This window comes from Streptomyces sp. NPDC020917 (assembly GCF_044333795.1).
Classification (GTDB): Bacteria; Actinomycetota; Actinomycetes; order Streptomycetales; family Streptomycetaceae; genus Actinacidiphila.
Map to the genome: position 1 here is coordinate 81625 of NZ_JBIRRR010000029.1, position 26423 is coordinate 108047.

Consider the following 26423-nt stretch of genomic DNA (forward strand, 5'->3'; position numbering starts at 1 on the left):
CCCTCCCTGCGTCCCGTAAAACTGACGGGTCCCAGGCCCGGGCGATAACGTGCGTTCACGCAGTGCTGCGCAGCAGCCGTACCCATGGAGGCAGTGATGGGAGTGACCGGACCGATCCGCGTCGTGGTCGCCAAGCCGGGTCTCGACGGCCATGACCGCGGTGCGAAGGTCATCGCGCGGGCGCTGCGGGACGCCGGTATGGAGGTCATCTACACCGGACTGCACCAGACGCCTGAGCAGGTCGTGGACACCGCGATCCAGGAGGACGCCGACGCCATCGGCCTGTCGATCCTGTCCGGCGCGCACATGACGCTGTTCGCCAAGGTGATCGAGCTGCTCAAGGAGCGCGACGCCGAGGACATCAAGGTCTTCGGCGGCGGCATCATCCCCGAGGCCGACATCCCGCCGCTCAAGGAGCTGGGCGTCGCCGCGATCTTCACGCCGGGCACGTCCACCGGGGACGTCGTCGCCTGGGTGAACGCGAACGTCCGCCAGTCGGCCGACGCCTGAGCCCGTGCCCCTGCGCAGGGTGGGCGGAGTCCGCTGGTCTCACCCTGCGTGACCGGCAGGTCCCGCCGGAGTGGTCTGCGTACCCCCGCCGGGTATTGGCGTGCCCCGCAGCTCGGCCAGCATCACGGCGCGTAGCCGCAGCGTGCCGGTGAGCCGCTGGAACGCCTCCGCCCAGTACGTGCCCGCGCCCGGCGAGCTGTCCCTCGGCTCCTCCGCGGCCGCGGTCAGCGCGGCGACCTGGTCCGCCGCGTCCGGGTCCAGGCAGCGCTCGGCCAGGCCCATCACCCCGCTGAAGCTCCACGGGTAGCTGCCGCCGTCCCGGGCGATCTCCAGGGCGTCGACCACCGCGCGGCCCAGCGGGCGGGACCACGGCACCGCGCACACCCCGAGCATCTGGAACGCCTCCGACAGCCCGTGCGCCTCGACGAACCGGGCCACCCACTCCGCGCGCTCCGGCGACGGCAGGATCGACAGCAGCTTCGCCGGGTCGCCGACCGCGGTGACCGGCGCCGACGACTGCGGCGGCGGGCCCAGCAGCGCCCGCGCCCATCCGATGTCCCGCTGCCGGACCGCGGCCCGGCACCAGGCGGCGTGCAGATCGGGCTGCCAGTCGTCCAGCACGGGCAGCGCGATGATCTCCTCCGGGGTGCGGCCGCCGAACCGCTGCGGCCACGCCGGCAGCGGCGCCGAGTCCACCAACTGGCCCAGCCACCAGGCCCGTTCACCCCGCCCGCTGGGCGGCTTGGCGGCCACCCCGTCCCGTTCCATCGCCGGGTCGCAGGCGTACGGCGCCTCCACGGTGATGCCGTCGGGACCCAGGGAGACGCAGCTGCGCGCCCGGTCCGCCATCCGCGCGGCCAGCGCGGAACCCGGCAGCGCGGAGAGCAGTTCTGCCGCGGTCGTCCTGACGTTGCGGCTGCGGTCGGACAGCGCCTGCTCCAGGAACTCCTCGTCCGCGCCGGACAGTCCCGTGCGCAGCGCGTCGAGGAACATCAGCCGGTCCTCGGCGCGCTCGGTGCGCCACGACGAGTCGAGCAGGGCGAGGGCCGCGGCCGGGTCGGCCAGCCGCATCCGGGTCAGCAGCGCGATCCGCTCGGCGAACAGGCCCTCCTCCCACAGCTTCCGGGCGTCCCCGTCCTGGACCGCGACCGCGCCCTGGCCGACGCGCAGCGCGAACTTCCAGTCCGGGTTGAGCGCGGCCAGCCACAGGCCGCGCGGGCCCGCGAGGGCCAGGGCGTCCGCCCGCAGGTCGGTGCGGGCACGGGCCGCGTCCAGCAGGGCGGGCAGCAGCGCGTGCGGTGCGGCGTAGCCCTCGCGGCGGGCCGCCGCCAGCCACTGCGGCAGCAGCTCCGCCAGGTTCGGCGCGGCTCCGCGGCGCCCGCGGGCGGCGTCGGCCGTCCGGTCGGCCAGCAGCATCGCCAGCCGCCGCCGGGCCGCCTGCGGGAGTTCCGGCCGCCGGTCCGCGGGCGCGGCCACCGGCCGCTGCCCGGCCACCGCCGGCCGGACCCCCGCGCGGCGCCGCACCACCCCGCCGGCCGCCGCATCCAGCAGCGCGGCCGCCGCTTCCTCCGCGTCCCCCACGACCCCTGCCGGCCGCCGCCGCTCCGTCCCGAGCAGCGCGCTCCCGACCAGGTCATCCCAACTGCCCATCCCGTCCCCTCTCCCATGCCGTCGTCCGTCCGCTTCCCGCCCCGTCGCGACCCGTGCTCTGGTGCCGCTGCCCCTGTCACCGCTTCTCGCATCCCCCTCGACCGGTGCGGGGGGCCTACCGGCCCTGGTTCCGCGCCGCGGTCGTGCGCGCACCCCTCTGACCGGCCCGCGGGCCCCCCTCCGGTGCCCCCGTCACCGTTTTCGCATCCCCCTCGACCGGTGCCGGGCCGTGCCGGCCGTGGTTCCGTGCCGCGGTCGTGTGCGCACCCCACTGACCGGCCCCGGCCCCCTCCGGTGCCCCGGCCGCACGGGTGTCACGGGGCGAGGGGGACCGGCGTCGGGGTGGAGGCGGGCCAGGCGGCGAGGGGGCGGAAACCCGTCGGGCCGAGTTCGCCGAAGGCCGTGACGGGGTGACCGCCCGACAGGGCGGCGAGGCGCCACTGGGGTGCGCCCCCGGCGACGGGTATCGCCTCCTCACGCGTCGCGTCGGCGACCTGCCACCGCACGTCCCCGGGTATCGGCACCACGTCTGCCAGGACGACCGGCCACGCGTCCAGCCAGGGGTCGTCGGCCAGCGCCACCCCGTAGGAGTCCAGGGCGGCGGCGACCGCCACGCCCCGCGGCACCGCCTCGGCCGGCGCCGTCCCGTGCTGGGTGCCCAGCACCGCCCGCAGCGGAAGGGCCGACGGGTAGTAGGCCACCTCCGCGTCGATCACCACCCCGACCGGCAGTACGAGTTCGGGCGCCCGCCCCGCCGCCCCGAACGACAGCAGCAGCGCGAACCGCCCGGCCGCCTCGTCGTACAGCCATATGCGGCGCGTGGTCAGCCGGTCGTCCGCCGTGTCGTACTGCGCGAGCACCAGCCAGTGGCCGCGCACCGTCGGCCCGGCCAGCAACTCCGCGCTGTCCACGGTGAATCCGACCCTCGTCCGGACCGTCTCGGCCAGCGGCACCGGCAGCCGCTCGCGGCCGAGGTAGCCGCGTGCGAGCAGATGCAGCAGCGCCGTCTCCTCCAGCATCCGCGACGGCCAGTCTCCCCCGCCGGCCGGCACCGTCCCCAAGTCCCTTACGCGCGCGGCGAGTCCGGGCGCCTGCGCGTCGACCATGCGGGCCGCCACCTCGTCCCACTGCTTGTACCCGTCGCGGTCGGCGCCCGCGAGGCCGCCGCGCAGCAGGTCGGTGAGCCGCTGCTCCAGCTCCGCCGCGCCGCCCTCGACGCGTATCGCCCGGCGGTCGGCCCGCCGCTTCGCCGCCTCGGGATCGGCGGGCCCGGCGGCCTTCTCCGCCGCCGGGCCGGCCGCCTGCGACTCCGCCTTCTTCCGCCGTGCCGCCGTCCACTGCTCCACCCATTCCGGCGCGCCCGAGGGCGCGATCGGCCCGGCGTCCCCCTCCGCCCAGAGCAGCAGCAGCCCCAGCGCGTGCTTGCACGGGAACTTGCGGCTCGGGCAGGAGCAGCGGAACGCAGGACCGCTGACGTCCACCACCGTCTGGTAGGGCGTACCGCCGCTGCCCTTGCACAGCCCCCACACCGCCGCGCCGGCCACTCCCGTGCCGGACCACGGCGAGGGCGTCGCGAGCCTGGCGCCCGCCTTTCGTGATGCCGCGTCAGGCGCCAGCGCGAGCACCTGATCCGCGGTCCACCGCGCTTCGGTCTCCATGCCCACGACCGTAGATCTCCCCTCTGACAATCGCCCTGACCTGCCCGGATCGCTGTCCGTGACGGATTGTCAGTGGCGGGGTGCATCGTGGAGATCAGCAAACGGAACGAGCCCGGGCCGCCACGGTCCCGGCGAGTGAGTGGGGGAGAGCCATGTCCGAATCGACGAGTACGACCGCAGCGGTCGCGGGTGCCGCTACTGGCACCGAGCAGGCGCTGCGGCCGCACGCCGAGAACGCCTTCGCGGCCGAACTCGCCGCGCTGGCCGCCGCGGACGACCGCCCGCGCCCGGCCCGCTGGAACCTCTCTCCGTGGGCCGTCGCCACCTATCTCCTCGGCGGCACGCTGCCGGACGGCACGGTCGTCACGCCCAAGTACGTCGGCCCGCGCCGCATCGTCGAGGTGGCCGTGACGACCCTGGCCACCGACCGGGCGCTGCTGCTGCTCGGCGTGCCCGGCACCGCCAAGACATGGGTGTCCGAGCATCTCGCCGCGGCCGTCAGCGGCGACTCGACGCTGCTGGTGCAGGGCACCGCCGGCACGCCGGAGGAGGCCATCCGCTACGGCTGGAACTACGCCCAGTTGCTGACGCACGGCCCCAGCAGGAACGCGCTGGTGCCCAGCCCGGTCATGCGGGCGATGGCGGAAGGCCGCATCGCCCGCGTCGAGGAGCTCACCCGCATCCCCGCCGACGTCCAGGACACGCTCATCACGATCCTGTCCGAGAAGACGCTGCCGATACCGGAGTTGGGCACCGAGACCCAGGCCGTGCGCGGGTTCAACCTGATCGCGACCGCCAACGACCGCGATCGCGGGGTGAACGACCTGTCGAGCGCGCTGCGCCGCCGCTTCAACACGGTGGTGCTGCCGCTGCCCGCCACGGCCGAGGACGAGGTGGACATCGTCTCGCGCCGCGTCGACCAGATCGGCCTCAGCCTCGACCTGCCCGCCGCGCCGCAGGGCGCCGACGAGATCCGCCGCGTCGTGACCGTCTTCCGCGAGCTGCGCGGCGGCATCACCGAGGACGGCCGGACGAAGGTCAAGTCCCCCTCCGGGACGCTCTCCACCGCCGAGGCGATCTCCGTGGTCACCAACGGGCTGGCGCTGGCCGCCCACTTCGGCGACGGAGTGCTGCGCGCCGGCGACGTCGCCGCCGGCATCCTCGGCGCGGTGGTCCGCGACCCGGCCGCCGACCGGCTGGTCTGGCAGGAGTACCTGGAGACGGTCGTGCGCGAGCGGGACGGCTGGAAGGACTTCTACCGGGCCTGCCGCGAGGTGTCGGTATGAGCGGCGCCGAAGAGGACCTCCTGCTGCTGGGGGTGCGCCATCACGGCCCCGGCTCGGCCCGCGCGGTGGGCGCCGCGCTCGACGCCTACCGGCCGAGTTGCGTCCTGATCGAGGGCCCGCCGGAGGCCGACGCGCTGGCCGCGCTCGCCGCGGATCCGGCGATGCGGCCCCCGGTGGCGCTGCTGGCCCATGTCGTGGACGAACCGGCGCGGGCGGGCTTCTGGCCGTTCGCCGAGTTCTCCCCTGAGTGGGTGGCGCTGCAGTGGGCGGCGAAGGCCGGCGCCGAGGTCCGCTTCATCGACCTGCCGGCCGCCCACTCCCTGGCCCTGCGCGAGGCGGAGGCCGCGGAGGAGGACGCCGAGCAGGCGCCCGGCCAGGGCGCCCCGGCCGGCCCCGCCCAACCGGGCGGCCCCGCTCAACCGGCCGACCCCGCTCAACCGGGCGGCCCCGCCCAGCCGGGCGCCTCTGCTCAACCGGGCGCCGCCGGCGGCCCGTTCGGCACCGGTGCTCCGGCCGACGGCACGGATCCCGCCGCGCCGCCACCCGCGGCGGCCTCGCCCGCCGAGCCCGACGCTGCCGACCCCTCGCTCGGCGAGCCCGACGCGGGCGACCCGGACGAGGCCGTGCGGATCGACCCGCTCGCCGTCCTCGCGCGCACCGCCGGGTACGACGACCCCGAGCGGTGGTGGGAGGACGCCGTCGAACACCGCGGCAGCCGCACCGAGTCGCTGCCGGGGGGTGCCACGGACGAGGAGCAGGGCGCGGGTGCGCTCGCCGCGTTCGCGGCGCTGGCCGAGGCGATGGGCGCGCTCCGGCAGACCTACGGGGACGGCGGCCACACCCAGGACCCGCTGCGCGAGGCGCACATGCGGCTGCGGGTCCGCGAGGCCCGCCGCGCCCACACCCGCACCGCCGTGGTGTGCGGCGCCTGGCACGTCCCGGCGCTGGCCGCGAAGGCCACCGCCACCGCCGACCGGGCGCTGCTCAAGGGCCTGCCCAAGGTCAAGGTCGAGACCACCTGGGTGCCGTGGACGCACCGCAGGCTGGCCAGGGCCAGCGGCTACGGCGCCGGGATCGACTCGCCCGGCTGGTACCGGCACCTGTTCACCGCGCCCGACCGGCCGGTGACCCGGTGGATGACGAAGGTCGCCGGGCTGCTCCGGGAGGAGGACTACCCGGTGTCCTCGGCGCATGTCATCGAGGCGGTGCGGCTCGCCGACACCCTCGCGGCGATGCGCGGCCGCCCCCTCGCGGGCCTCGGCGAGACCACCGACGCGGTCCGGTCGGTGATGTGCGACGGGTCCGACGTCCCGCTGGCGCTGATCCAGGACCGGCTGGTCGTCGGCGACGTCCTCGGCGAGGTGCCGCCGGACGCGCCGGCCGTGCCCCTGGCCCGCGACCTGGCCCGCGAGCAGCGCGCGTGGCGACTCAAGCCGGAGGCGCTGGAGCGCGAGCTGGAACTGGACCTGCGCAAGGACCTGGACGCGGGCCGCAGCCGGCTGCTGCACCGCCTGCGCCTGCTGCGGATCGGCTGGGGCGAGCCCGCGGCGAGCCGCGGCGGCAAGGGCACCTTCCGCGAGACCTGGCGGCTGCGCTGGGAGCCGGAGGCGGCGATCCGGGTCGCCGAGGCCGGGATCTGGGGCACGACCGTGGAGTCCGCGGCGACCGCCCGCGCCGAGGACCTGGCGGTGCACGCCACCACCCTCGCCGAGGTCACGGCGGTCGCCGAGCAGTGCCTGCCGGCCGGCCTGTCCGGCGCGCTGCCCACCGTGATGCAGGTGCTCGCCGACCGCGCCGCGCTCGACGCGGACGTGGCCCACCTGGCCGCGGCCCTGCCCGCGCTGGTGCGGGCGGTCCGCTACGGCGACGTCCGCGGCACGGACTCCACGGCGCTCGGCGCGGTCGCGCACGGCCTGGCCCAGCGGATCTGCGTCGGCTTCCCCGCCGCCTGCACCGGGGTCGACGCCGACGCGGCCCGCGCCCTGCGCACACACATGGACGAGGTGCACCGCGCCGTCGGCCTGCTGCCGGGCCCGGCGCGGACATCCGGCCCCGAGGGCCGTACCGACGGCCGGACACCGGGACAGGGAACTGCCTCCGCGTCGGTTCCCGGGCCGGGCGACCCCGCCCAGGAGCTGCGCGACCGCTGGGCCGCGGTGTTGCGGTCGCTGGCCGAGCGGGACGGCGCGATACCCGGCCTGCTCCGCGGCGCCGCCGCCCGCCTGCTGATGGACGACGGGCGGCTGGACGCCGGAGAGGCCGCGCGGCTGATGGGCCTCGCGCTCTCGCCCGGCACGGGACCGGCCGAGGCGGCCGCCTGGATCGAGGGGTTCCTGGCCGGCGGCGGCATCCTGCTCGTGCACGACGAGCGGCTGCTCGCGCTGGTCGACGGCTGGCTGGCCGGGGTGTCCGGCGAGGCGTTCACCGACGTCCTGCCGCTGCTGCGCCGCACCTTCGCCGACTTCGAGCCCGGGGTTCGGCGCAGCGTCGGCGAGCTGGTCCGCCGCGGGCCCGCCACGACCCGCCGCGCCACCGGCCCGGCCGACGCGGGACTGCCCGGGTTCGGCACCGCGCTGGACGCGGCCCGCGCCGACGCCGCGGCCCACACCGTGCGCCTGCTGCTCGGCACGCTCACCACAACGGACCTGGGGGAACAGGGAGATGACTGACACTCAGGAGGCCGCGGCCGAACGCCTGCGGCGCTGGCGGCTGGTGCTCGGCGGCGGCGCGGACGGCACCGGCCACGAACTGGCCGGGCGGGACGCGGCGATGGACCGCACGCTGGCCGCCCTCTACAGCGGCGGCCCCGGCGGCGGCGCGTCCCCCGGCCGCGGCAACGACCGGTCCGCGGGCCTCGGCGGCTCCGCCCCGCAGGTCGCCCGCTGGCTCGGCGACATCCGCACCTACTTCCCCAGCTCCGTCGTCCAGGTCATGCAGCGCGACGCCATCGACCGGCTCGGCCTGTCCGCGCTGCTGCTGGAGCCGGAGATGCTGGAGGCGGTCGAGGCGGACGTCCACCTCGTCGGCACCCTGCTGTCCCTGAACAAGGCGATGCCCGAGACGACCCGGGAGACCGCCAGGGCCGTGGTGCGCAAGGTGGTGGAGGACCTGGAGAAGCGGCTGGCGACCCGCACCCGGGCCACCCTCACCGGGGCGCTGGACCGTTCCGCGCGGGTCAGCCGGCCCCGCCACCGGGACATCGACTGGGACCGCACCATCCGCGCCAACCTCCGCCACTACCTGCCCGAGCACGGCACGATTGTCCCGGAACGGCTGATCGGCTACGGCCGCGCCGACCAGTCGGTGAAGAAGGACGTCGTGCTCTGCATCGACCAGTCGGGGTCGATGGCCGCGTCCGTCGTCTACGCCTCCGTCTTCGGCGCGGTCCTCGCCTCGATGCGCTCCATCGCCACCAAGCTGGTGGTCTTCGACACGGCCGTCGTCGACCTGACCGACGAGCTCGACGACCCGGTCGACGTCCTGTTCGGCACGCAGCTGGGCGGCGGCACCGACATCAACCGCGCGCTGGCCTACTGCCAGTCGCTGATCACCCGCCCCGCCGAGACCGTCGTCGTGCTCATCAGCGACCTGTACGAGGGCGGCATCCGCGACGGCATGCTCAAAAGGGTGGCCGCGATGAAGGCGGCCGGGGTGCAGTTCGTGGCGCTGCTCGCGCTCAGCGACGAGGGCGCGCCCGCCTACGACCGCGAGCACGCCGCCGCGCTGTCCGCGCTCGGCGCCCCCGCCTTCGCCTGCACGCCCGACCTGTTCCCCGACGTCATGGCGGCCGCGATAGAGAAGCGCCCGCTGCCGGTGCCGGAGGGGTGAGCGGGCGGGCGCGGCGGCCGGTAAGGCGCTGTGAAGGTCCGCAGGCTGTGACCGTTCTCACCGCTCACATGCGAGCTGCGATTTAGGCCGCCACGGCCCGCGGCGATAACCTGCAAGACGGACATGCCGCGTACTCGGTCACCGTGTGCGCTTCCCTTGTGACAGTGCAGTCGCCCTGCCCGTAGCGGCACGCCCAGGCGGACCAGGCAGCGCTGCACACCCGGCGGCAGCAGCCTGCGAAGCCCTGACATCCAGGGAAAACCCAGGGAACACCAGGGAAAAGGGAGACGGACGCGCGTGGACCTGTTCGAGTACCAGGCGAGGGACCTCTTCGCCAAGCACGGGGTACCGGTGCTGGCCGGTGAAGTCATCGACACGCCTGAGGCGGCGCGCGAGATCACCGAGCGTCTCGGCGGCAAGTCGGTCGTGAAGGCCCAGGTGAAGGTCGGCGGCCGCGGCAAGGCCGGCGGCGTGAAGCTGGCCGCGACCCCGGACGAGGCCGTCGCCCGCGCGACGGACATCCTCGGCATGGACATCAAGGGCCACACGGTCCACAAGGTGATGATCGCCGAGACCGCTCCGGAGATCGTCGAGGAGTACTACGTCTCCTTCCTGCTGGACCGTGCCAACCGCACCTTCCTCTCCATCGCCTCCGTCGAGGGCGGCATGGAGATCGAGGAGGTGGCGGCCACCCGCCCGGAGGCCGTCGCCAAGATCGCGATCGACGCCATCGACGGCGTGGACGAGGCCAAGGCCCGCGAGATCGTCGCGGCCGCGAAGTTCCCGGCCGAGGTCGCGGACAAGGTCGCGCACGTCCTGGTGACGCTGTGGGACACCTTCATCAAGTCGGACGCCCTCCTCGTCGAGGTCAACCCGCTGGCGAAGGTCGCCTCCGGCGACGTCCTGGCGCTGGACGGCAAGGTGTCGCTCGACGACAACGCCGAGTTCCGCCACCCCGAGTTCGAAGCCCTCCACGACAAGGCCGCGGCCAACCCGCTCGAGGCGGCCGCCAAGGACAAGGGCCTCAACTACGTCAAGCTCGACGGCGAGGTCGGCATCATCGGTAACGGCGCGGGTCTCGTCATGAGCACCCTGGACGTCGTCGCCTACGCCGGCGAGGCCCACGGCGGCGTGAAGCCCGCCAACTTCCTGGACATCGGCGGCGGCGCCTCCGCCCAGGTCATGGCCAACGGCCTGGAGATCATCCTGGGCGACCCGGACGTCCGCTCGGTCTTCGTCAACGTCTTCGGCGGCATCACCGCCTGCGACGAGGTCGCCAACGGCATCGTCCAGGCGCTGAAGCTCCTGGAGGACCGCGGCGAGAAGGTCGAGAAGCCGCTGGTCGTCCGCCTCGACGGCAACAACGCCGAGCTGGGCCGGAAGATCCTCACCGACGCCAACCACCCGCTGGTGCAGCGCGTCGACACCATGGACGGCGCGGCCGACAAGGCCGCCGAGCTGGCCGCCGCGAAGTAAGACAAGGACGAGGACTCACACCACCATGGCTATCTGGCTCAACAAGGACAGCAAGGTCATCGTCCAGGGCATGACCGGCGCCACCGGCATGAAGCACACCAAGCTCATGCTGGGCGACGGCACCACCGTCGTGGGCGGCGTCAACCCGCGCAAGGCGGGGCAGACCGTGGACTTCGACGGCACCGAGGTACCGGTCTTCGGCACCGTCAAGGAGGCCATCGAGAAGACCGGCGCCAACGTCTCCGTCATCTTCGTGCCGGAGAAGTTCACCAAGGACGCGGTCGTCGAGGCGATCGACGCGGAGATCCCGCTCGCCGTCGTGATCACCGAGGGCATCGCCGTGCACGACTCGGCCGCCTTCTGGGCGCACGCCGGCAAGAAGGGCAACAAGACCCGCATCATCGGCCCGAACTGCCCCGGCATCATCACCCCGGGCCAGTCGAACGTCGGCATCATCCCGGGCGACATCACCAAGCCCGGCCGCATCGGCCTGGTCTCCAAGTCGGGCACCCTGACGTACCAGATGATGTACGAGCTGCGGGACATCGGCTTCTCGACCGCGGTCGGCATCGGCGGCGACCCGATCATCGGCACCACGCACATCGACGCGCTCGCCGCGTTCGAGGCCGACCCCGACACCGACCTGATCGTGATGATCGGTGAGATCGGCGGCGACGCCGAGGAGCGGGCCGCGGCGTTCATCGAGAAGAACGTGACCAAGCCGGTCGTCGGCTACGTCGCGGGCTTCACCGCGCCCGAGGGCAAGACCATGGGCCACGCCGGCGCCATCGTCTCCGGCTCCTCCGGCACCGCTCAGGCCAAGAAGGAGGCCCTCGAGGCCGCGGGCGTCAAGGTCGGCAAGACGCCGTCCGAGACGGCGCGCCTCGCCCGGGCGATCCTCGCGGGCTGAGTCCCGGCACCCGCGGAAGCCCCGCCCGGCCACCGGGCGGCGCGCGGGCCGCGAACCCGGCTGATCACCGCGTGACGGCGCGGGTCCTTCCCCCCAGGGGGACGGGCCCGCGCCGTTCGCTTTGCCGCCCCTCGGCGCCAGGGCGCGGTGCCGCTGCCTGTGCTGGGGCCGACGCCCTCACGGGGCCGGGCTCGGGCCGATCGCGTTCGCCGCCCCGGCCGGCGCCGCGGTGGCCGGGGCGGCCGGGTCAACCGGGGCGGCCGGCTGCGGGGCGGCAGGGCTCGGCGGGAGGGGCTGCGGGGGCTGGGCGGCGGCCGGGGCGGAAGCGGCCGGAGCGGCCGGAGCGCTCGACGCCGCGGGGGCCGTCGGCCCCGCGGCCGGTCGCGTCGCCGCAGCACCGTGCGCGGCGGGGCCCGCCGGGGGCGGTGTCGCGGTCGCGGAACGGCGGGGGCCGGACGGAACGGCCGAGGACGCGCCTGCGGGGGAGCGCCGCTCGACGGGCGCCGCGGTGACGGCGGGCCGGTGCGGCACGGGCGGTGCCGCGGCCGGCGTGCCCGTCGTCGCCCGGTGCGCGGAGGCGCCGGGGGTCGCGGGCGGTGTCGCCGGCGCCGGGGCGAGCGGAGCCCAGGGCGGGCCCGCGGGCGGCGCTCCCATGCCCGTGCTCGGCGTCACGAGCGGGGCGGACGGGGGCAGGAACTCCTGGACGAACTCGGGGGCGTTGGCCGCGTGCGGAGTGCTGGCGGCCGGGGCCGGCGCGTCCGGCGGGGTCGCGTGCTTCCCGGTGCCGGGGCCGGCCAGGACGACCGTCAGGGTGACGGCGGCGATCAGGCCGGTGAGGCCGAACGCCCCCACGGTGCGCCGGTGCACCCCGCGCTCGCTGGCCTCCCGTACGCCGGCCGGTTCCTGAGGCGGGTCCTGCTCGCCGTCGAGGAGCGCGCCCAGCCGCACCGACAGGGGCTGCGCCGGCTCGGGCAGCGCCGCCGTCAGCGCCTCGCGGGCGTGGGTGATCCGGGCGGCCGTCGACGCCGTGCTCGCCTCGACCTCCGCCGCGGCGTCGGGCAGGTCCAGGCCCAGGCCGTCGTGGAGCATCAGCGCCCTGCGGTGCGCGGGCGGCAGGTCGAGCAGCGCCGCCGCCAGCGAATCCTCGGGGGGGTGCGGCTGCAGGCGGTGGGCGGCCCCGGGCACCCAGCGCTGCCAGGGTGCGAGGGCGTACTCGTAGGCCGCCGCCCGCACCCAGCCCACCGGGTCGCTGTCCTCGGCGACCTCGGGCCACCGCTGCCAGGCCAGGTCGAAGGCCCGGGCCACCGCGTGGCCGGCGAAGACCGGGTCGCCGGTGAGCAGTTCCACCTGGCGCAGCAGGGCGCCGGCGCTGCGGACGTACAGCGCGTCGAACGCGGCCTCCGGGGTGCGGGGGAGCGCGGCCTCCTCAGGGCGGGTGGCCTGTTCCGGGCCCGCGGCCCTCTCGCGCCCTCCGGCGTCCGCGCCCCCGTCCGGGTGCCCGGACGGGGGCGCGGTCGCCTCGACGGGGCGGTACGTCGCCGCCACCGGCCGGTACGCGCGGGCCGGCGCCGGGGAGTGCGGGCCCGGGGCACCGGCCGGGACGGGCGTGGGGGAGTGCGGGTGGGCGGGGCCTGTCGCCCGCGCGGCCGGTTCGGCGGTGGGCCTCGGCTCGGTCCGCGTCGTGCCAGGGCGGGGTTCGGTGCGCGTCGTCCCGGGGCGCGGTGCGGTCCGGAGTGCGCCGCGCGGGGGCTCCGCCTGGGCCGCGCCCGGGCGGGGGCTGCGCGCGGGGCCGTGTTCCCCGTGGCCGGACGGCGTCGCCTCGGCCTCGTCCCGGTGCTGCGGCTTCTCGTTCTTCCGATTCTTCCGGGCGCTCACCGCGCGGCCCCCTCAGCGCCGTGCGGGCGGGCGTTGGTCTGAGCGTCCGATCGTCGGAAAAAAAGACACATAGCGCTCATACTGCGCGACACGACGACTTTTCGCCCGCTGCCGGGGCGAAACGGGTGTTCTTGGCAGCATGGGTCGCCGTGACGCACACCACCGACCCCGTCCAGGCCCCCACCGCGGCCCCCGAGCCGCACGCGCGGTGGGCCGCGGAACGGGTGTCCGCGCTCGCCGCGGGCGCCGTCGCCGCCGGCCTCGGGCTCGGCGTGCCGGCCGTCGCCGTCCTGCTGCTCTGGATCGGCTCGCCCTACCCCGACAGCGGACTCGGCAGCGCGCTGCACCTCACCGCCGCCCTGTGGCTGCTCGCCCAGGGCGCCGAACTCGTCCGCACCGGCACTCTGTCCGGCGACCCGGCACCCGTCGGCCTCACCCCGCTGCTGCTCAGCGCCGTCCCGGCGTGGCTGCTGTACCGGGGCACGGCGTCCGCGGTCGCCGGGGAGCGCGACGCGGACGACGCCGCCGACGGGGACGGAAAGGGGGCCGATGGTGCGCACGCCCCGGACGCGCGCGGAGCGGGCGGCAGGACCGGCCATGACGGCCCGCCCGACGTGCGCCATGCCCTCGCCGTCGCCCGCTGGGTGCTGGCCGGCTATCTGACGGTGACGGCGGTCGCCGTCGTCTACGCGTCGGGCGGCCCGATCCGCGTCGCGCCCCTGACCGCGCTCTACGTGCCGCTGTTCGCGACCGTCGCCGTGGCGTGCGGGGCCTGGTCGGGGTGCGGGCGGCCGCCGCTCGACTCGTGGCTGCCGCTGCCCCGCGGTTACGCGGAGGAACTCGCGGCGGCGCTGCGGTCCGCGGCCGTCGCGGGCGGGGTGCTGCTCGGCGGCGGCGCGCTGCTCGGCGCGGCCGCGCTGGCCTGGCACTGGGACGCGGTCGGGCGGACGTACGGCCAGCTCAGCGGGCCGAACGCCGGGCGCGTCGCGGTCCTGCTGCTGGCCGCCGCGCTGATCCCCAACCTGGCCGTGTGGGCGGCGTCCTACGCGCTGGGCGCCGGCTTCTGCGTCGGCGCGGGCAGCGTGGTGGGCCCGGCCGGGGCGTCCGGGTATCCGCTGCTGCCGTCCTTCCCGCTGCTGGCGGCACTGCCCGGGACCGGGGGAGCGGGCGTCTTCGGCTGGGCCACGCTGGCGCTGCCCGCGGCGGCCGCGTGCGCGGTGGCGTGGTGCGCGGGCGGAGCGGGGCTGAGCGGGTGGCGGACGCTGCGGGTCACCTGCGGTGCGGCGCTCTTCTACGGTGCGGGGCTGGCGGTGGCCGCTGCGTGGGCGGGCGGGGCGCTCGGCAACGACGTGCTCGCCACGTTCGGGCCCACGTGGTGGCTGACGGGGTCCGCGGGCGCGGCGTGGGTTCTGGTCCTCGCCGTGCCCGGAGCCCTCGTGCTGAGCTGGCACGTGGCCCACCCCGCCCACGGCTGGCGCCCGCACATCCCGCGCCCCACCTCCGCGTGGCGCCCCCACCTCCCGCGCCCTGCTTCCCCCTGGCGCCCCCGCATCCCCCGCCCCACGTTCCGCCGCCCCACCGAAGCCCCCGCCCCCTCCGTCACCGACCCCCTCCCCTGGCCAACCCCCCCACCCTTCCCCCCGCCCCTCCCCCCGACCGCCCCTTCCCCACCCCCCACCCCCAGTGGCTCCAACCCACCCGCATGACCCCGCCCCGCGCCCCCGAACAACCGTGGGGCCCCAGTGGACGACCGGGCGCAGCCTGATCGTCGTGGGGCCCGGGGGAGCCGAGAGGCTCCCTTGATCCCGCCGCGGCGGCGGGACGCGAGACGAACCGACCCGGCGGTGCCGAACCGCCCCGAGCCAGGCGCAGCCTGGGGCTCAGGAGTCGCCGTGGGGCCCAGGGGAGCGGCCAGGCTCCCTTGATCCCGCCGCTGCGGCGGGACGCGAGACGAACCGATTCGGCGGTGCCGAACCGCCCCCGAGCCAGGCGCAGCCTGGGGCTCAGGAGTCGCCGTGGGGTCCAGGGGAGCGGCCAGGCTCCCTTGATCCCGCCGCCGCGGCGGGACGCGAGACGAGCGGGCTCGGCGGTGCCGAACCGCCCCGAGCCGGGCGCAGCCTGATCGTCGTGGGGCCCGGGGGAGCCGAGAGGCTCCCTTGATCCCGCCGCCGCGGCGGGACGCGAGACGAACCGACCCGGCGGTGCCGAACCGCCCCCGAGCCAGGCGCAGCCTGACCCGCACGGAAGCGCGGACCTCACCCGCCGTCAGGCGCGGCCCCGCGCAGGGGAGAGCCGCACCTCATCCCAGAGGCCCCCGCAGGCGCAAGGCGCACCAGGCCGTTCCCGGCCCGCCGGAGGCGGTCAGCGGCGGAAGGCCGGCAGATCCCGGAACGGCGTCGGCAGAAGCTTGGTGCACGCATGCGCCGCCGGCTGCGTCAAAGCATCCGACTTGCACGTGTAGTAGTCGCGGTACGCCAACTGGAAGCCGTACGTCGCCGCGACGATCGCCAGCGCCAGAGCACTGGTGATCACACCGGACCACGCGGCGGTCAGGAAGGACCGCTGCGCGTCGGGGCCGGGCGCGGGGGGCGCCGGGCGGGGCGACTGCGTCGCGTCGGCCAGGGCCGAGGCGGCCGTGGCCCGCGCGGACGCACGGTCCTCCGGGGACATCCGCAGCGCGCTGATGCCCCAGTAGAGGGCGAGCGCGCCCAGCAGCAGCCCGATCGCGGTCCACCCGAGCAGCGCGAAGATCAGGCCCCAGCCGCCGCACACCAGCGCGTAGCGGGACCGGCGGTGCGCCGGGTCGGTGGGGTCGAACCGCGGTCCGGTGCCCTGCGGCCCGGTGGGCGCCTCCTGGTCCGGTGGGCGCTGCGCGAACGGATCGGGCCGTCCTGACTGCGGCTGCCTGCTGCTCCACTGGCTGCCCCATGCCGGGGGCGGCGGAGGCGGCGGCCCCTGCGGGGACCCGCCCTGCTGCCCGCCCTGGGATCCGTCGGGCGTTCCCTGCGAGCCCCCGGGCGCCCCGCCCTGCGAATCGCCGGAGGAACCGCCGTCCCCCTGGCCCTCGCCGGACGGCGACTGCGCGCCCCGCGGGCCCTCCGGCTGCCGCGGCTGCCACGGCCGGTCAGGCGCTCCGGCGGGCGGCGGCGCGAACGGGTTGTCCCGCTGATCGCCCTCGGGCGCGCGCAGCACGAAACGGTTGCTGCCGCTGCTCATGATGTGATGCGCCATCCCCTTGGGCTCGACTCCTCCGGTCAGTGGGTGCCCTGTGCGAACTTCCATTCTCCGCCAGACGCTACCGTCCGCGCGCTCCCCCGTCCCGCGGGGGCCGTCCAGAGTGCCGGTATCGTTGCTGACGGTCGGCGGGCTCGTAGGGTTCCCCGGAATGCGAACGGCCCCCGCATCGTACGATCATCCAATACCGCACCACCTCCAAGGGAGCCCCCGCCAGTGGCCGCCCGCACCCCCGCCCGCCCTGACCGCCCCGCAGACCCGGACCGGACCGCCCGCCTGGTGGTCCTGGTCTCCGGCTCGGGCACCAATCTGCAGGCGCTGATCGACGCGATCGACGCCGACCCCGACTACGGTGCCCGGATCGTCGCGGTCGGCGCCGACCGCGACGGCATCGCCGGCCTCGAACGGGCCGAGCGCGCCGGGCTCCCCACCTTCGTGGTGAAGGTGAAGGACCACCCCGACCGCGACAGCTGGGACGAGGCATTGACGCAGGCCACCGCCGCGTTCGAGCCGGACCTGGTGGTCTCCGCGGGCTTCATGAAGATCGTCGGCAAGGCGTTCCTCGCCCGGTACGGGGGGCGGCTGGTCAACACCCACCCCGCGCTGCTGCCGAGCTTTCCCGGCGCCCACGGCGTCCGCGACGCGCTCGCGTACGGCGTGAAGGTCACCGGGTGCACCGTCCACTTCGTCGACGACGGCGTCGACAGCGGCCCGGTCATCGCGCAGCGCGCGGTCGAGGTCCGCGAGGACGACACGGAGGACGCGCTCCACGAGCGCATCAAGGACGTCGAGCGGCGGTTGCTCGTCGACGTCGTAGGGCGGCTGTCGCGCGACGGCTACCGCATCGAAGGACGAAAGGTACGGATCCCGGCATGAGCGCCGACGTCACCCCCACCGAGGGCACGCAGACCAAGCGGACCTTCCGCCGTGCACTGATCAGCGTGTACGACAAGACCGGTCTGGAGGAGCTGGCCCGCGGGCTGCACGCGGCCGGCGTCGAGCTGGTGTCGACCGGGTCGACCGCGGCGCGCATCGCCGGCGCCGGGGTGCCGGTCACCCGGGTCGAGGAGCTGACCGGGTTCCCCGAGTGCCTGGACGGCCGGGTCAAGACGCTGCACCCCAAGGTGCACGCCGGCATCCTCGCCGACCTGCGGATCTCCGACCACCGGCAGCAGCTCGCCGACCTCGGCGTGCTGCCGTTCGAGCTGGTCGTGGTCAACCTCTACCCGTTCCGGGAGACGGTGGCCTCCGGCGCGAGCGACGACGAGTGCGTCGAGCAGATCGACATCGGCGGCCCGTCGATGGTCCGCGCCGCGGCGAAGAACCACCCCTCGGTGGCCGTGGTCACCAGCCCCGGGCGGTACGCCGACGTGCTGGCCGCCGCGCAGGACGGCGGCTTCGACCTGACGACCCGCAAGCGGCTGGCCGCGGAGGCGTTCCAGCACACCGCCGCCTACGACGTGGCCGTGGCCTCGTGGTTCGCCGACGGCTACGCGGCGGACGGCGACAGCGGCTTCGCCGACTTCACCGGCGCGACCTACCGGCGGCAGAACATCCTGCGCTACGGCGAGAACCCGCACCAGGGCGCCGCGCTGTACAGCGACGGCTCGGGCCAGGGCCTGGCCGGCGCGGAGCAGCTGCACGGCAAGGAGATGTCGTACAACAACTACGTCGACACCGAGGCCGCCCGCCGCGCCGCGTACGACCACGCCGAGCCATGCGTGGCGATCATCAAGCACGCCAACCCGTGCGGGATCGCGGTCGGCGCGGACGTCGCCGAGGCGCACCGCAAGGCGCACGCCTGCGACCCGACGTCGGCGTTCGGCGGCGTCATCGCGGTGAACCGGCCGGTGTCGGTGGCGATGGCCGAGCAGGTCGCGGAGATCTTCACCGAGGTCATCGTGGCCCCGGCGTACGAGGACGGCGCGGTCGAGGTGCTGTCCGGCAAGAAGAACATCCGGGTGCTGCGGTGCGCCGAGGCGCCGCAGGCGGAGACCGAGTACCGGCCCATCGAGGGCGGCGTCCTGGTGCAGGTCAAGGACCGGCTCCAGGCCGAGGGCGACGACCCGGCGGCGTGGACGCTGGCCAGCGGTGACGCGCTGTCCGCGGAGGAGCTGGCCGAGCTGGCGTTCGCCTGGCGGGCGTGCCGCGCGGTGAAGTCCAACGCGATCCTGCTGGCGAAGGGCGGCGCGAGCGTCGGCGTGGGTATGGGCCAGGTCAACCGGGTGGACTCGGCCCGGCTGGCGGTCGCCCGGGCCGGTGCCGAGCGCGCCACCGGCGCCTACGCGGCGTCCGACGCGTACTTCCCGTTCCCCGACGGCTTCGAGGTGCTCGCCGAGGCGGGCGTCAAGGCCGTCGTGCAGCCGGGCGGTTCGATCCGCGACGAGCTGGTGGTCGAGGCCGCGCAGAAGGCCGGCGTGACGATGTACTTCACCGGCACCCGCCACTTCTTCCACTGACCTCCGGGCGTCCGGGCCTGACGGGCCCGGACCGGCGAACGGCCGGCGGCCGCGTCCTCGCAACGAGGGCGCGGCCGCCGGCCGTTCGCCTTTGGCGTCGTGCGGGCGTGGCTAGTTGGGGTCCCTGATGACCACCGTGGACACGCACTTGTCGGCGAACGTCTGCTTCTTGCTGTCCCACAGCGGCCACAGGTAGCCCAGGCAGCACGGCAGGGAGTCGAGGACGTGCAGCAGGCGGCGGCCGAAGGCGAGGCCGAATCCCATCGCCGAGCCGTCACGCTCGCGCAGCACGCGGATGCCCACGATGCGCTTGCCCGGCGTCTGGCCGGTGGTGCCCTCGCGGTAGCAGAGGAACAGGGTCGCGGCCAGCATCAGCACGCCGCCGATCAGCATCAGCACGACGGAACCGGTCGGCACCTTGGGCACCGGGCAGTTGTCCCGCGTGATGTGCAGGTTGTCACAGTCCTTCCAGCGGTTGGCGACCTTCACCGAGTACCGCAGGTACCCGGCCATGAACAGGCCGTACGGCACCAGCATGACCATCAGGAAGTCGAGCAGCGTCGCGCCCAGCCGGGCGCCCCAGCTCGCCAGCGGGGGCATGCCCTGCGGCGCCGTCGCGTAGGGCGGCATCGCGTCGTACGGCTGCTGGTAGCCGGCCTGCTGCGGGAAGCCCGGATAGGCCCCCGCAGGGCCGGGCTGGCCGTACGGGTTCTGCGGGTACGCCGGCTGCTGCTGCGGGTAGCCGTAGGGCTGCTGCGGCGGCTGCTCGCCGTACGGATTGGCGGGACCGGGGGGTTGGCTCACGTGCGGTTCCTTCGAGCGGAGGAGCGGGCGGGGGCGGCGTAGCCGAGGGGGGACCGGCACATCGTGGGCCCGGCGCCGGGCGCCGCGCAAGGGACAAATCCGCCCGTTCCGCGGACCGGACGGGACCTGATTCGCCGCCCGCCGGGCGGATCCGCGAGTATGGGGGCATGACCGCCCAGATTCTCGATGGCAAGGCCACGTCCGCCGCGATCAAGGCAGAGCTGACCGCACGCGTCCAGGAGCTCAAGGCCCGGGGGATCACGCCCGGCCTGGGCACGCTGCTGGTCGGCGACGACCCGGCGAGCAAGTGGTACGTCGCGGGCAAGCACCGCGACTGCGCCGAGGTCGGCATCGCGTCCATCCAGCGCGAACTGCCGGCCACCGCGACGCAGGACGAGATCGAGGCGGTCGTCCGCGAGCTGAACGCCGACCCCGCGTGCACCGGTTACATCGTCCAGCTGCCGCTGCCCAAGGGCATCGACACCAACCGGGTGCTGGAGCTGATGGACCCGGACAAGGACGCGGACGGGCTGCACCCGATGAGCCTGGGCCGGCTCGTGCTGGGCGTGCCCGGCCCGCTGCCCTGCACCCCCAACGGCATCGTCGAGCTGCTGCGCCGGCACGGCGTGGAGATCAACGGCGCGCACGTGGTGGTCGTCGGGCGCGGGATCACGGTCGGCCGGTCGATCGGGCTGCTGCTCACCCGCAAGTCGGAGAACGCCACGGTGACGCTGTGCCACACCGGCACCCGCGACCTGTCGGCGCAGCTGCGCCAGGCCGACATCGTGGTGGCCGCGGCCGGTGTGCCGCACATCGTCAAGCCGGAGGACGTCAAGCCCGGCGCGGCCGTGCTGGACGTCGGCGTCAGCCGCGACGAGAACGGCAAGATCGTCGGCGACGTGCACCCGGGGGTGGCGGAGGTCGCCGCGTGGCTGTCGCCGAACCCGGGCGGCGTCGGCCCGATGACCCGCGCCCTGCTCCTGCAGAACGTCGTCGAGGCGGCAGGCCGTGTCGGCTGACGCGCGGCCGGAGCCGGCCTGGCGGCACTCGTCCCGCCGCGAGCCGGGCGGCCGGCCCGCGGTCACCCGCAGCACCCCGCGACCCGAGGGCGGCGGCCGGGCGGCCGGCGGCGACGCCCCCGCCCCGGCCAGGCAGTGGCCGATCCTGCTGGTCATAGCCGGCGTGGCGATCGGTCTGGTCGTCACGGCGACGGGCGCCTTCCGGGCGGGCACGATCACCATCGGGGTGGCGCTGCTGGTCGGAGCGGTGCTGCGGTGGACGGTCGTCAACGTGGGCATGCTGGCGGTGCGGAGCCGCTTCACGGATGTCCTCACCTATGGCGTGCTCGGCCTGGCCATCCTGCTCCTGGCTCTCATGGCCCAGCCCAACCCGCTGATCCGCATCCCCTTCCTCGAGGACATCATCCACTTCAGCGTCCGCTAGACGCACCGCCCTGGCGTACTCGACGGGCGCCGCCGGCCCCGGCACCCGCCCAGCAGGTGCCGGGGCCGGGCGGTCTCAGCCGTCGTCGCGGACGATCGTCCAGGGGCGCATCAGGTCGTCGTCCTCGTGCTCGAGGATGTGGCAGTGGTGGATGTACATCGCCGGGAACTCCGCGCCGCTGCCCGGGATCGACGCGATCGGCCCGGTCGGCGGGGTGATGTCCGGGATGACGATCCTGGTCACCGTCTCCGGATAGGACTTGAACGTGTCCTTCCACGAGAGCGCCTCGTCGGGGTCCGGCGGGATCGGCGGGCCGGTGAGGTAGTTCTCCAGCACCGGCAGGTCCTCCGGTTTGCGGCCGCCGTCGATCCAGATCTCGTACTGGGCCTGGTAGGCGGCCGCGTCCATCGGCTGCCGGTTCAGCACCTGGAAGTTGACGAGGTGGACGTGCATGGGATGCCCGTCGTGGTTGGGGTTGACGTACTCCCAGACCTCGGTCGAGCCGTCGGTGACGAAGTCCTGCGACGGCTCGGGGAAGGGCACCGCGTTGAACGTCATGGTGCCGAACAGCTGGTGCTGGTAGACGACCCACTGCCGCCGGCGGGTGTCCGGTGCCACCTTGGCCGGTGGCACCGCGGGCAGGTCGAGTTGCGCGGGCGGCGTCGTCCGGTCCGGCCCGGACAGGGGCCTGGTGACCCGGAACTGCATGACCTCGGTGATCTCCGGCCCGGCGCCGTCGGGGAAGTGGACGGGCGCGTTGTAGTTCGTCAGCGTGATGGAGGTGCCCATGGGCATCCTGCTGAAGTCGACGATCAGGTCGTACCGTTCGGCCGGCGAGATCAGGAAGTTCAGCATCTGCAGCGGCCTGCGGAAGCCGCCGTCGGTGCCGATCAGCCAGAACGGCAGCGTGGGCTGCGGCAACACGTCCCTGGGCGTGTCGAAGCGCAGTCGCCAGAAGCGCTCGTTGGAGGCGTTGAGGAAGCGCAGCCGGTAGCGTCGCGGCTCCACGGCCAGGTAGGGGTACGCCTTCCCGTTGACGACGGGGGTGTCCTCCCCCTCCCGCTCGGTCATGGTGTACGCGAGCGAGCCGTCCGAGTTGAAGGTCCGGTCCTGGAGGATCAGCGGCACCTCGAACTCGCCGCTGGGCAGGCCGAGTCGCTCGTCGGCGGGGTCGCGGAGGACGTAGAGGCCGGCCAGTCCCGCGTACACGTTGAGGCTGGTCATCCCCATGGCGTGATCGTGGTACCAGAGCATGCACGACTGGTCGTGGTTGGTGTAGGCGTAGATCGCCTCGTTGGGGCGGACCCGGCTCGGGTCCAGCGTCGCGTAGTCCGCGGCGTGGACACCGTCCGGGCTGAACGACTGCATCGGGGTGCCGTCCGACTGCGGCGGTGTGTAACCGCCGTGCTGGTGGACGACATTCCACACGTTGACGTTCGCGGGGAAGGGCTGCTCGCTCTTGTACGGCGGCGGGGGGATCGGGGTGAGCTGGGGGTTCCCGCTGCGGATCTGGTCGATCACGTACTGGAACATGTGCGTGGTCGGCAACTCGTTGCGGTACTTGACGACCGTCGGGTGGTCCGGGGCCACCTCGATGGTCGGCCCGAGATAGCCCATGCCGATCGGGCGGTGCGCCCGGTGCGGGTTGGTGGCCCAGTAGCCCCACACCCTCGCCGGCCCGAGGTCCCGGTGGAAGCGCCACTCGCCCTCGCGCATCGTGATCTCGTAGTAGTCGGCGCCGGGATAGACCGAGGGATCCGGCACGGCTGTGAGCGGCGTGGGCAGCGGATCGACGTACTTCTCCAGCGGCGGCGTCTGCGTCACCGGGGCGTCGGCGCCGCCCATCCCGCGAGCCGGCGCCGCATACGCCCGCGCCGGGGCAAGCCCCTGAGGAAGCATGGCCGCACCACCGCCCATGGCGCCGGCCATGAGGAATTTCCTTCGCCCAACCATCGTCTCCAGCCTTCTGCTTGGCGCACCTGACGGACCACGCATACCGGCCGGATCCGGCACGACCTCGCAGCGCGCCGTCACGCCGGGTGACACGCCACTCAAGGGGCCGATTCCGGCAGCAACACGGCCTGACGTGCGGCCTCGCGGACGTACAGGCGGCCCCGCGGGCGTATAGCACGAAGCGGTCCGTTCCGGGCGGAGGTGCGGGAAAACGGGTGCGGGCGGGCACGCCTGTTCTAGCGTGACCCCCGGCGGGGACGGACGAGGGCGAGGGGGTGCGCCATGGGTCACTGGCAGCCGTTGGCGGACCGCATCCCGGTGGACATGCGGCGCCTGGCCACGCAGCTGCGGCGGATGAAGGACCGCAGCGGCCTGACCGTGCCCGCGCTGGCCGCCCGCACCGCGCAGAGCGCCGAGTCCTGGGAGCGTGCCTTCGCCGGGCGCCACCTCCCGCCGCTCGACGCGGTCGAGGTGCTGGCCCAGGTCAGCGGCGCGGACTACGACCGCATCGGCGCCCTGTGGAAGCTCGCCGAGAAAGCCGCCTCGGGCTCCGGGGACCGGGGCCGGGGCAAGCCCCTGCCGCACCCGGACCCGCTCGACCCGCTCGGGCCCGACGAGGGGCTGCCGCGCCGCGGCCGCCGGATGCTGCTGCTCTCGACCGTGGGCGTGCTGGCCGTCGCCGCGCTCGTGGCCGTCCTCCTCACCGCGGGCCCGAGCACGGGCCGCGTCCCGCCGGGCACAGCCGGGCCCTCGGTGTCCGGCGGGATCGCCCCCGACACCGGCGCCGCTTCGTCGGGCGGCGGATCGCCCACCGGGAAGGCCGGTTCGGGCGGCTCCGGCACGACCGCGAACGCCGGCGCGGACCCGACCGGCGGCGCCCCCACCGGGGACCGGCCGTCGCCCGCGATGGGTTCGCTGTCCCCGTCCCCCGTGCCGTCCGCCACGCCCGCGACCGGCGGGAGCTCCACGGCGCCGCCGGGGGCCGGCAGCCCGGGCGGCACGACCACCGCGGCGCCGCCGACCACGACGGGCGGCGGCGGGACCACCGCGGCGCCGAGCAGCCCGTCGAGCCCGAGCCCCAGCCCGACCCGCTCCCAGGTGTGCCTGGGCCTGATCCTGCTCGGCGTCTGCATCGGCTGAGGCGGCCGTATCGCCCGCCCGGCCGCCTCGCCCCGCCCCGACCGACCCGACCCGGCCGCCCCGCCCCGACCCGTCCCCGGGACGGCGTCCCGGCGTCCTCCCGGGCCGCCCCCCGCGGGGAAACCGTTCCGGCCGGTGACCGTCACCACACGACCGCGCGTCGAGGCGGCCCGCCGCGCGCGATAGCCTGACGGGTGGCTCTCTTGACGCCGAGAGATCCACGTGAAGGGCCGCTCGGGCCACTGCCGGGGCGACCGCAACCCGCCGCAGCACACCGCAGCAAAGGCCAGGAGAAGGCAATGACTCGCACTCCCGTCAACGTCACCGTCACCGGAGCGGCCGGCCAGATCGGCTACGCCCTGCTCTTCCGCATCGCCTCGGGCCACCTGCTCGGCGCGGACGTGCCGGTGAAGCTCCGGCTGCTGGAGATCCCGCAGGGCCTCAAGGCCGCCGAGGGCACCGCGATGGAGCTGGACGACGCCGCCTTCCCGCTGCTGCGCGGCATCGACATCAGCGACGACCCGAACGTGGCCTTCGACGGCGCCAACGTCGCGCTGCTGGTCGGCGCCCGCCCCCGCACCAAGGGCATGGAGCGCGGCGACCTGCTGTCCGCCAACGGCGGCATCTTCAAGCCGCAGGGCAAGGCCATCAACGACCACGCGGCCGACGACATCAAGGTCCTCGTGGTCGGCAACCCGGCCAACACCAACGCGCTGATCGCCCAGTCCAACGCCCCGGACGTGCCGGCCGAGCGGTTCACCGCGATGACCCGCCTCGACCACAACCGCGCCGTCGCGCAGCTGGCGAAGAAGACCGGCGTGCAGGTCGCGGACATCAAGCGGCTCACCATCTGGGGCAACCACTCCGCGACGCAGTACCCGGACGTCTTCCACGCGGAGGTCGCCGGCAAGAACGCCGCCGAGGTCGTGAACGACGAGCAGTGGCTGGCCGACACCTTCATCCCGACCGTCGCCAAGCGCGGCGCCGCCATCATCGAGGCCCGCGGCGCCTCCTCGGCCGCGTCCGCCGCGTCCGCCGCCCTGGACCACGTGCACACCTGGGTGAACGGCACCGCCGACGGCGACTGGACCTCCATGGGCATCGTGTCCGACGGCTCCTACGGCGTGCCGACCGGCCTGATCTCCTCGTTCCCGGTCACCACCAAGGACGGCGCGTACGAGATCGTGCAGGGCCTGGACATCAACGAGTTCTCGCGGACCCGTATCGACGCGTCCGTGAAGGAGCTCGAGGAGGAGCGCGCCGCGGTGCGCGAGCTCGGCCTCATCTGACGACCCGACGGCCCGACGGCCGCAGTCGACACCTCGCAGGAGACGCAGCGAAGGGGCGCCACGGACCCGTGGCGCCCCTTCGCCGCGTCCACCGGCCGGCGGCCGGGCTCACTTGTGGATGTTCGTGATGTTGTGGCTGTTGATGTTCACGTTGTTGTGGATGTCCCCGACGTGGAAGTCGACCAGGCCGCACAGCAGGCAGCCCGGGGTGTTCGACGGCGGTGCGGGGGCCTCGGACACGGTGACGTCGGTGGTGCCGTTCGACGCGCTGCAGCCGTCGTCGCCGTTGAAGGCGGCGGTGATGGTGTGCGTCCCGGTGGTGGTGAACCCGGTGGTCAGCGTGGACTGACCGCTGGCCGAGACGGGCGCGGTGGCGAGGAGGTCCGGGCCGTCGAAGAACGACACGCCGAGCCCGGTGCTCGGGTCGGAGCTGCACGTCACGGTCGCGTCCAGGGTCACCAGCTGCCCGGTCGACGCCGACGAGGGCGACGCCTGCACCGTGGTCGACGACGGATCGGCGGCGGCCGCCGACGGCGCGAGGGCCACCACGGCGGCCGCGGCCGCGGCGGCGACCAGGAAGGCGGCCTTGTGCTCGCGCCGTTCACGACGTGCACGTCGTTCGCGCCAGGGAATCACGGATGAGCCTCCTCGATGTGACCGTCGGGCGAGGTTTCGCCGGGACCGTTCGGAGCGTGACTTTAGGTCGCGTTCCGCGCCGTTTCGGGGAGGTGCGGGCCCGACCGAACCCTCCTGGGCGAGCGGCTCCCCCGAATGGGCCGGGTCCACGAGGGTGCGGCGCCGGTGCGGGCCGGGCTAGAAGACTCATGAAGATCTTGGTGAGGGGCTGTCCGGTCGGAGGCTGGGCAGCCCCGGTTCGCTATGCGGTGGCCGGAGTGAGTTGCCAGCTG

Annotated in this window: 20 protein-coding genes; 13 read left to right on the forward strand and 7 right to left on the reverse strand. The window is 74.9% G+C overall.

What is annotated here, in order from left to right:
* Positions 1-96 precede the first annotated feature (96 nt).
* A complete protein-coding gene (locus tag ACH4TG_RS38300; protein ID WP_398247470.1) occupies positions 97-510 on the forward strand; it encodes a cobalamin B12-binding domain-containing protein in 414 nt (137 codons plus the stop codon).
* Between the two features lie 39 nt (positions 511-549).
* On the opposite strand, the gene ACH4TG_RS38305 is transcribed toward ACH4TG_RS38300, so the two are convergent.
* Both ACH4TG_RS38305 and ACH4TG_RS38310 read right to left on the reverse strand, forming a co-directional pair.
* Entirely contained in the window at positions 550-2160 is a 1611-nt protein-coding gene (locus ACH4TG_RS38305) for a DUF5691 domain-containing protein (RefSeq protein ID WP_398247472.1), read from the reverse strand.
* A gap of 314 nt (positions 2161-2474) precedes the next feature.
* Positions 2475-3818 carry an SWIM zinc finger family protein gene (locus ACH4TG_RS38310; protein ID WP_398247474.1) on the reverse strand — a complete coding sequence of 448 codons (1344 nt, stop codon included), beginning with the start codon at positions 3816-3818 and terminating at the stop codon, positions 2475-2477.
* Positions 3819-3970: 152 nt separating this feature from the next.
* Between ACH4TG_RS38310 and ACH4TG_RS38315 the strand changes: the two genes are divergently transcribed.
* The 5 genes from ACH4TG_RS38315 to sucD all read left to right on the forward strand — a co-directional run bounded on the left by ACH4TG_RS38315 (position 3971) and on the right by sucD (position 11318).
* On the forward strand, positions 3971-5104 hold the full coding sequence (locus tag ACH4TG_RS38315) for an AAA family ATPase (protein WP_398247475.1): 1134 nt from the start codon (positions 3971-3973) through the stop codon (positions 5102-5104).
* Positions 5101-7773, forward strand: a complete 2673-nt coding sequence (locus ACH4TG_RS38320) for a DUF5682 family protein (protein WP_398247477.1) — start codon at positions 5101-5103, stop codon at positions 7771-7773. Before ACH4TG_RS38315 ends, ACH4TG_RS38320 begins: the two co-directional genes overlap by 4 nt.
* Complete coding sequence (locus ACH4TG_RS38325; RefSeq protein ID WP_398247479.1) at positions 7766-8932, forward strand: vWA domain-containing protein; 1167 nt, start codon at positions 7766-7768, stop codon at positions 8930-8932. Before ACH4TG_RS38320 ends, ACH4TG_RS38325 begins: the two co-directional genes overlap by 8 nt.
* A gap of 297 nt (positions 8933-9229) precedes the next feature.
* Entirely contained in the window at positions 9230-10408 is a 1179-nt protein-coding gene (sucC, locus tag ACH4TG_RS38330) for an ADP-forming succinate--CoA ligase subunit beta (protein ID WP_398247481.1), read from the forward strand.
* 25 nt (positions 10409-10433) lie between these two features.
* A complete protein-coding gene (gene sucD / locus ACH4TG_RS38335; protein WP_398247483.1) occupies positions 10434-11318 on the forward strand; it encodes a succinate--CoA ligase subunit alpha in 885 nt (294 codons plus the stop codon).
* A gap of 177 nt (positions 11319-11495) precedes the next feature.
* Here the strand turns inward: sucD and ACH4TG_RS38340 are convergent, their stop codons facing one another.
* Complete coding sequence (locus tag ACH4TG_RS38340) at positions 11496-12863, reverse strand: hypothetical protein (RefSeq protein ID WP_398247485.1); 1368 nt, start codon at positions 12861-12863, stop codon at positions 11496-11498.
* Positions 12864-13342: 479 nt separating this feature from the next.
* Between ACH4TG_RS38340 and ACH4TG_RS38345 the strand changes: the two genes are divergently transcribed.
* Entirely contained in the window at positions 13343-14899 is a 1557-nt protein-coding gene (locus tag ACH4TG_RS38345) for a DUF6350 family protein (RefSeq protein ID WP_398247486.1), read from the forward strand.
* Positions 14900-15554: 655 nt separating this feature from the next.
* Here ACH4TG_RS38345 and ACH4TG_RS38350 read toward each other — a convergent pair.
* On the reverse strand, positions 15555-16424 hold the full coding sequence (locus ACH4TG_RS38350; protein ID WP_398247488.1) for a hypothetical protein: 870 nt from the start codon (positions 16422-16424) through the stop codon (positions 15555-15557).
* Between the two features lie 219 nt (positions 16425-16643).
* Between ACH4TG_RS38350 and purN the strand changes: the two genes are divergently transcribed.
* Both purN and purH read left to right on the forward strand, forming a co-directional pair.
* Entirely contained in the window at positions 16644-17303 is a 660-nt protein-coding gene (gene purN / locus ACH4TG_RS38355) for a phosphoribosylglycinamide formyltransferase (protein WP_398247490.1), read from the forward strand.
* A complete protein-coding gene (purH, locus tag ACH4TG_RS38360) occupies positions 17300-18886 on the forward strand; it encodes a bifunctional phosphoribosylaminoimidazolecarboxamide formyltransferase/IMP cyclohydrolase (protein WP_398247492.1) in 1587 nt (528 codons plus the stop codon). Before purN ends, purH begins: the two co-directional genes overlap by 4 nt.
* A gap of 111 nt (positions 18887-18997) precedes the next feature.
* On the opposite strand, the gene ACH4TG_RS38365 is transcribed toward purH, so the two are convergent.
* Positions 18998-19690 carry an RDD family protein gene (locus ACH4TG_RS38365; protein ID WP_398247494.1) on the reverse strand — a complete coding sequence of 231 codons (693 nt, stop codon included), beginning with the start codon at positions 19688-19690 and terminating at the stop codon, positions 18998-19000.
* A gap of 167 nt (positions 19691-19857) precedes the next feature.
* Between ACH4TG_RS38365 and ACH4TG_RS38370 the strand changes: the two genes are divergently transcribed.
* Positions 19858-20709, forward strand: a complete 852-nt coding sequence (locus ACH4TG_RS38370; protein ID WP_398247496.1) for a bifunctional methylenetetrahydrofolate dehydrogenase/methenyltetrahydrofolate cyclohydrolase — start codon at positions 19858-19860, stop codon at positions 20707-20709.
* Positions 20699-21133 (forward strand): DUF3017 domain-containing protein, encoded by a 435-nt coding sequence (locus ACH4TG_RS38375; RefSeq protein WP_398247498.1) that lies wholly within the window; start codon positions 20699-20701, stop codon positions 21131-21133. Before ACH4TG_RS38370 ends, ACH4TG_RS38375 begins: the two co-directional genes overlap by 11 nt.
* Before the next feature lie 75 nt (positions 21134-21208).
* Here the strand turns inward: ACH4TG_RS38375 and ACH4TG_RS38380 are convergent, their stop codons facing one another.
* The gene (locus ACH4TG_RS38380; RefSeq protein WP_398247500.1) at positions 21209-23062 is read right to left on the reverse strand and encodes a multicopper oxidase family protein; all 1854 of its coding nucleotides are present in this window, start codon (positions 23060-23062) and stop codon (positions 21209-21211) included.
* 306 nt (positions 23063-23368) lie between these two features.
* On the opposite strand from ACH4TG_RS38380, the gene ACH4TG_RS38385 reads away from it, so the two are divergent.
* Positions 23369-24226: a helix-turn-helix domain-containing protein gene (locus ACH4TG_RS38385; protein ID WP_398247502.1), complete on the forward strand. Its 858-nt coding sequence runs from the start codon at positions 23369-23371 to the stop codon at positions 24224-24226.
* A 299-nt stretch (positions 24227-24525) separates the two neighbouring features.
* The gene (locus tag ACH4TG_RS38390; protein ID WP_398247504.1) at positions 24526-25515 is read left to right on the forward strand and encodes a malate dehydrogenase; all 990 of its coding nucleotides are present in this window, start codon (positions 24526-24528) and stop codon (positions 25513-25515) included.
* 108 nt (positions 25516-25623) lie between these two features.
* On the opposite strand, the gene ACH4TG_RS38395 is transcribed toward ACH4TG_RS38390, so the two are convergent.
* Entirely contained in the window at positions 25624-26151 is a 528-nt protein-coding gene (locus ACH4TG_RS38395; RefSeq protein ID WP_398247505.1) for an Ig-like domain repeat protein, read from the reverse strand.
* Between the last annotated feature and the right edge of the window lie 272 nt (positions 26152-26423).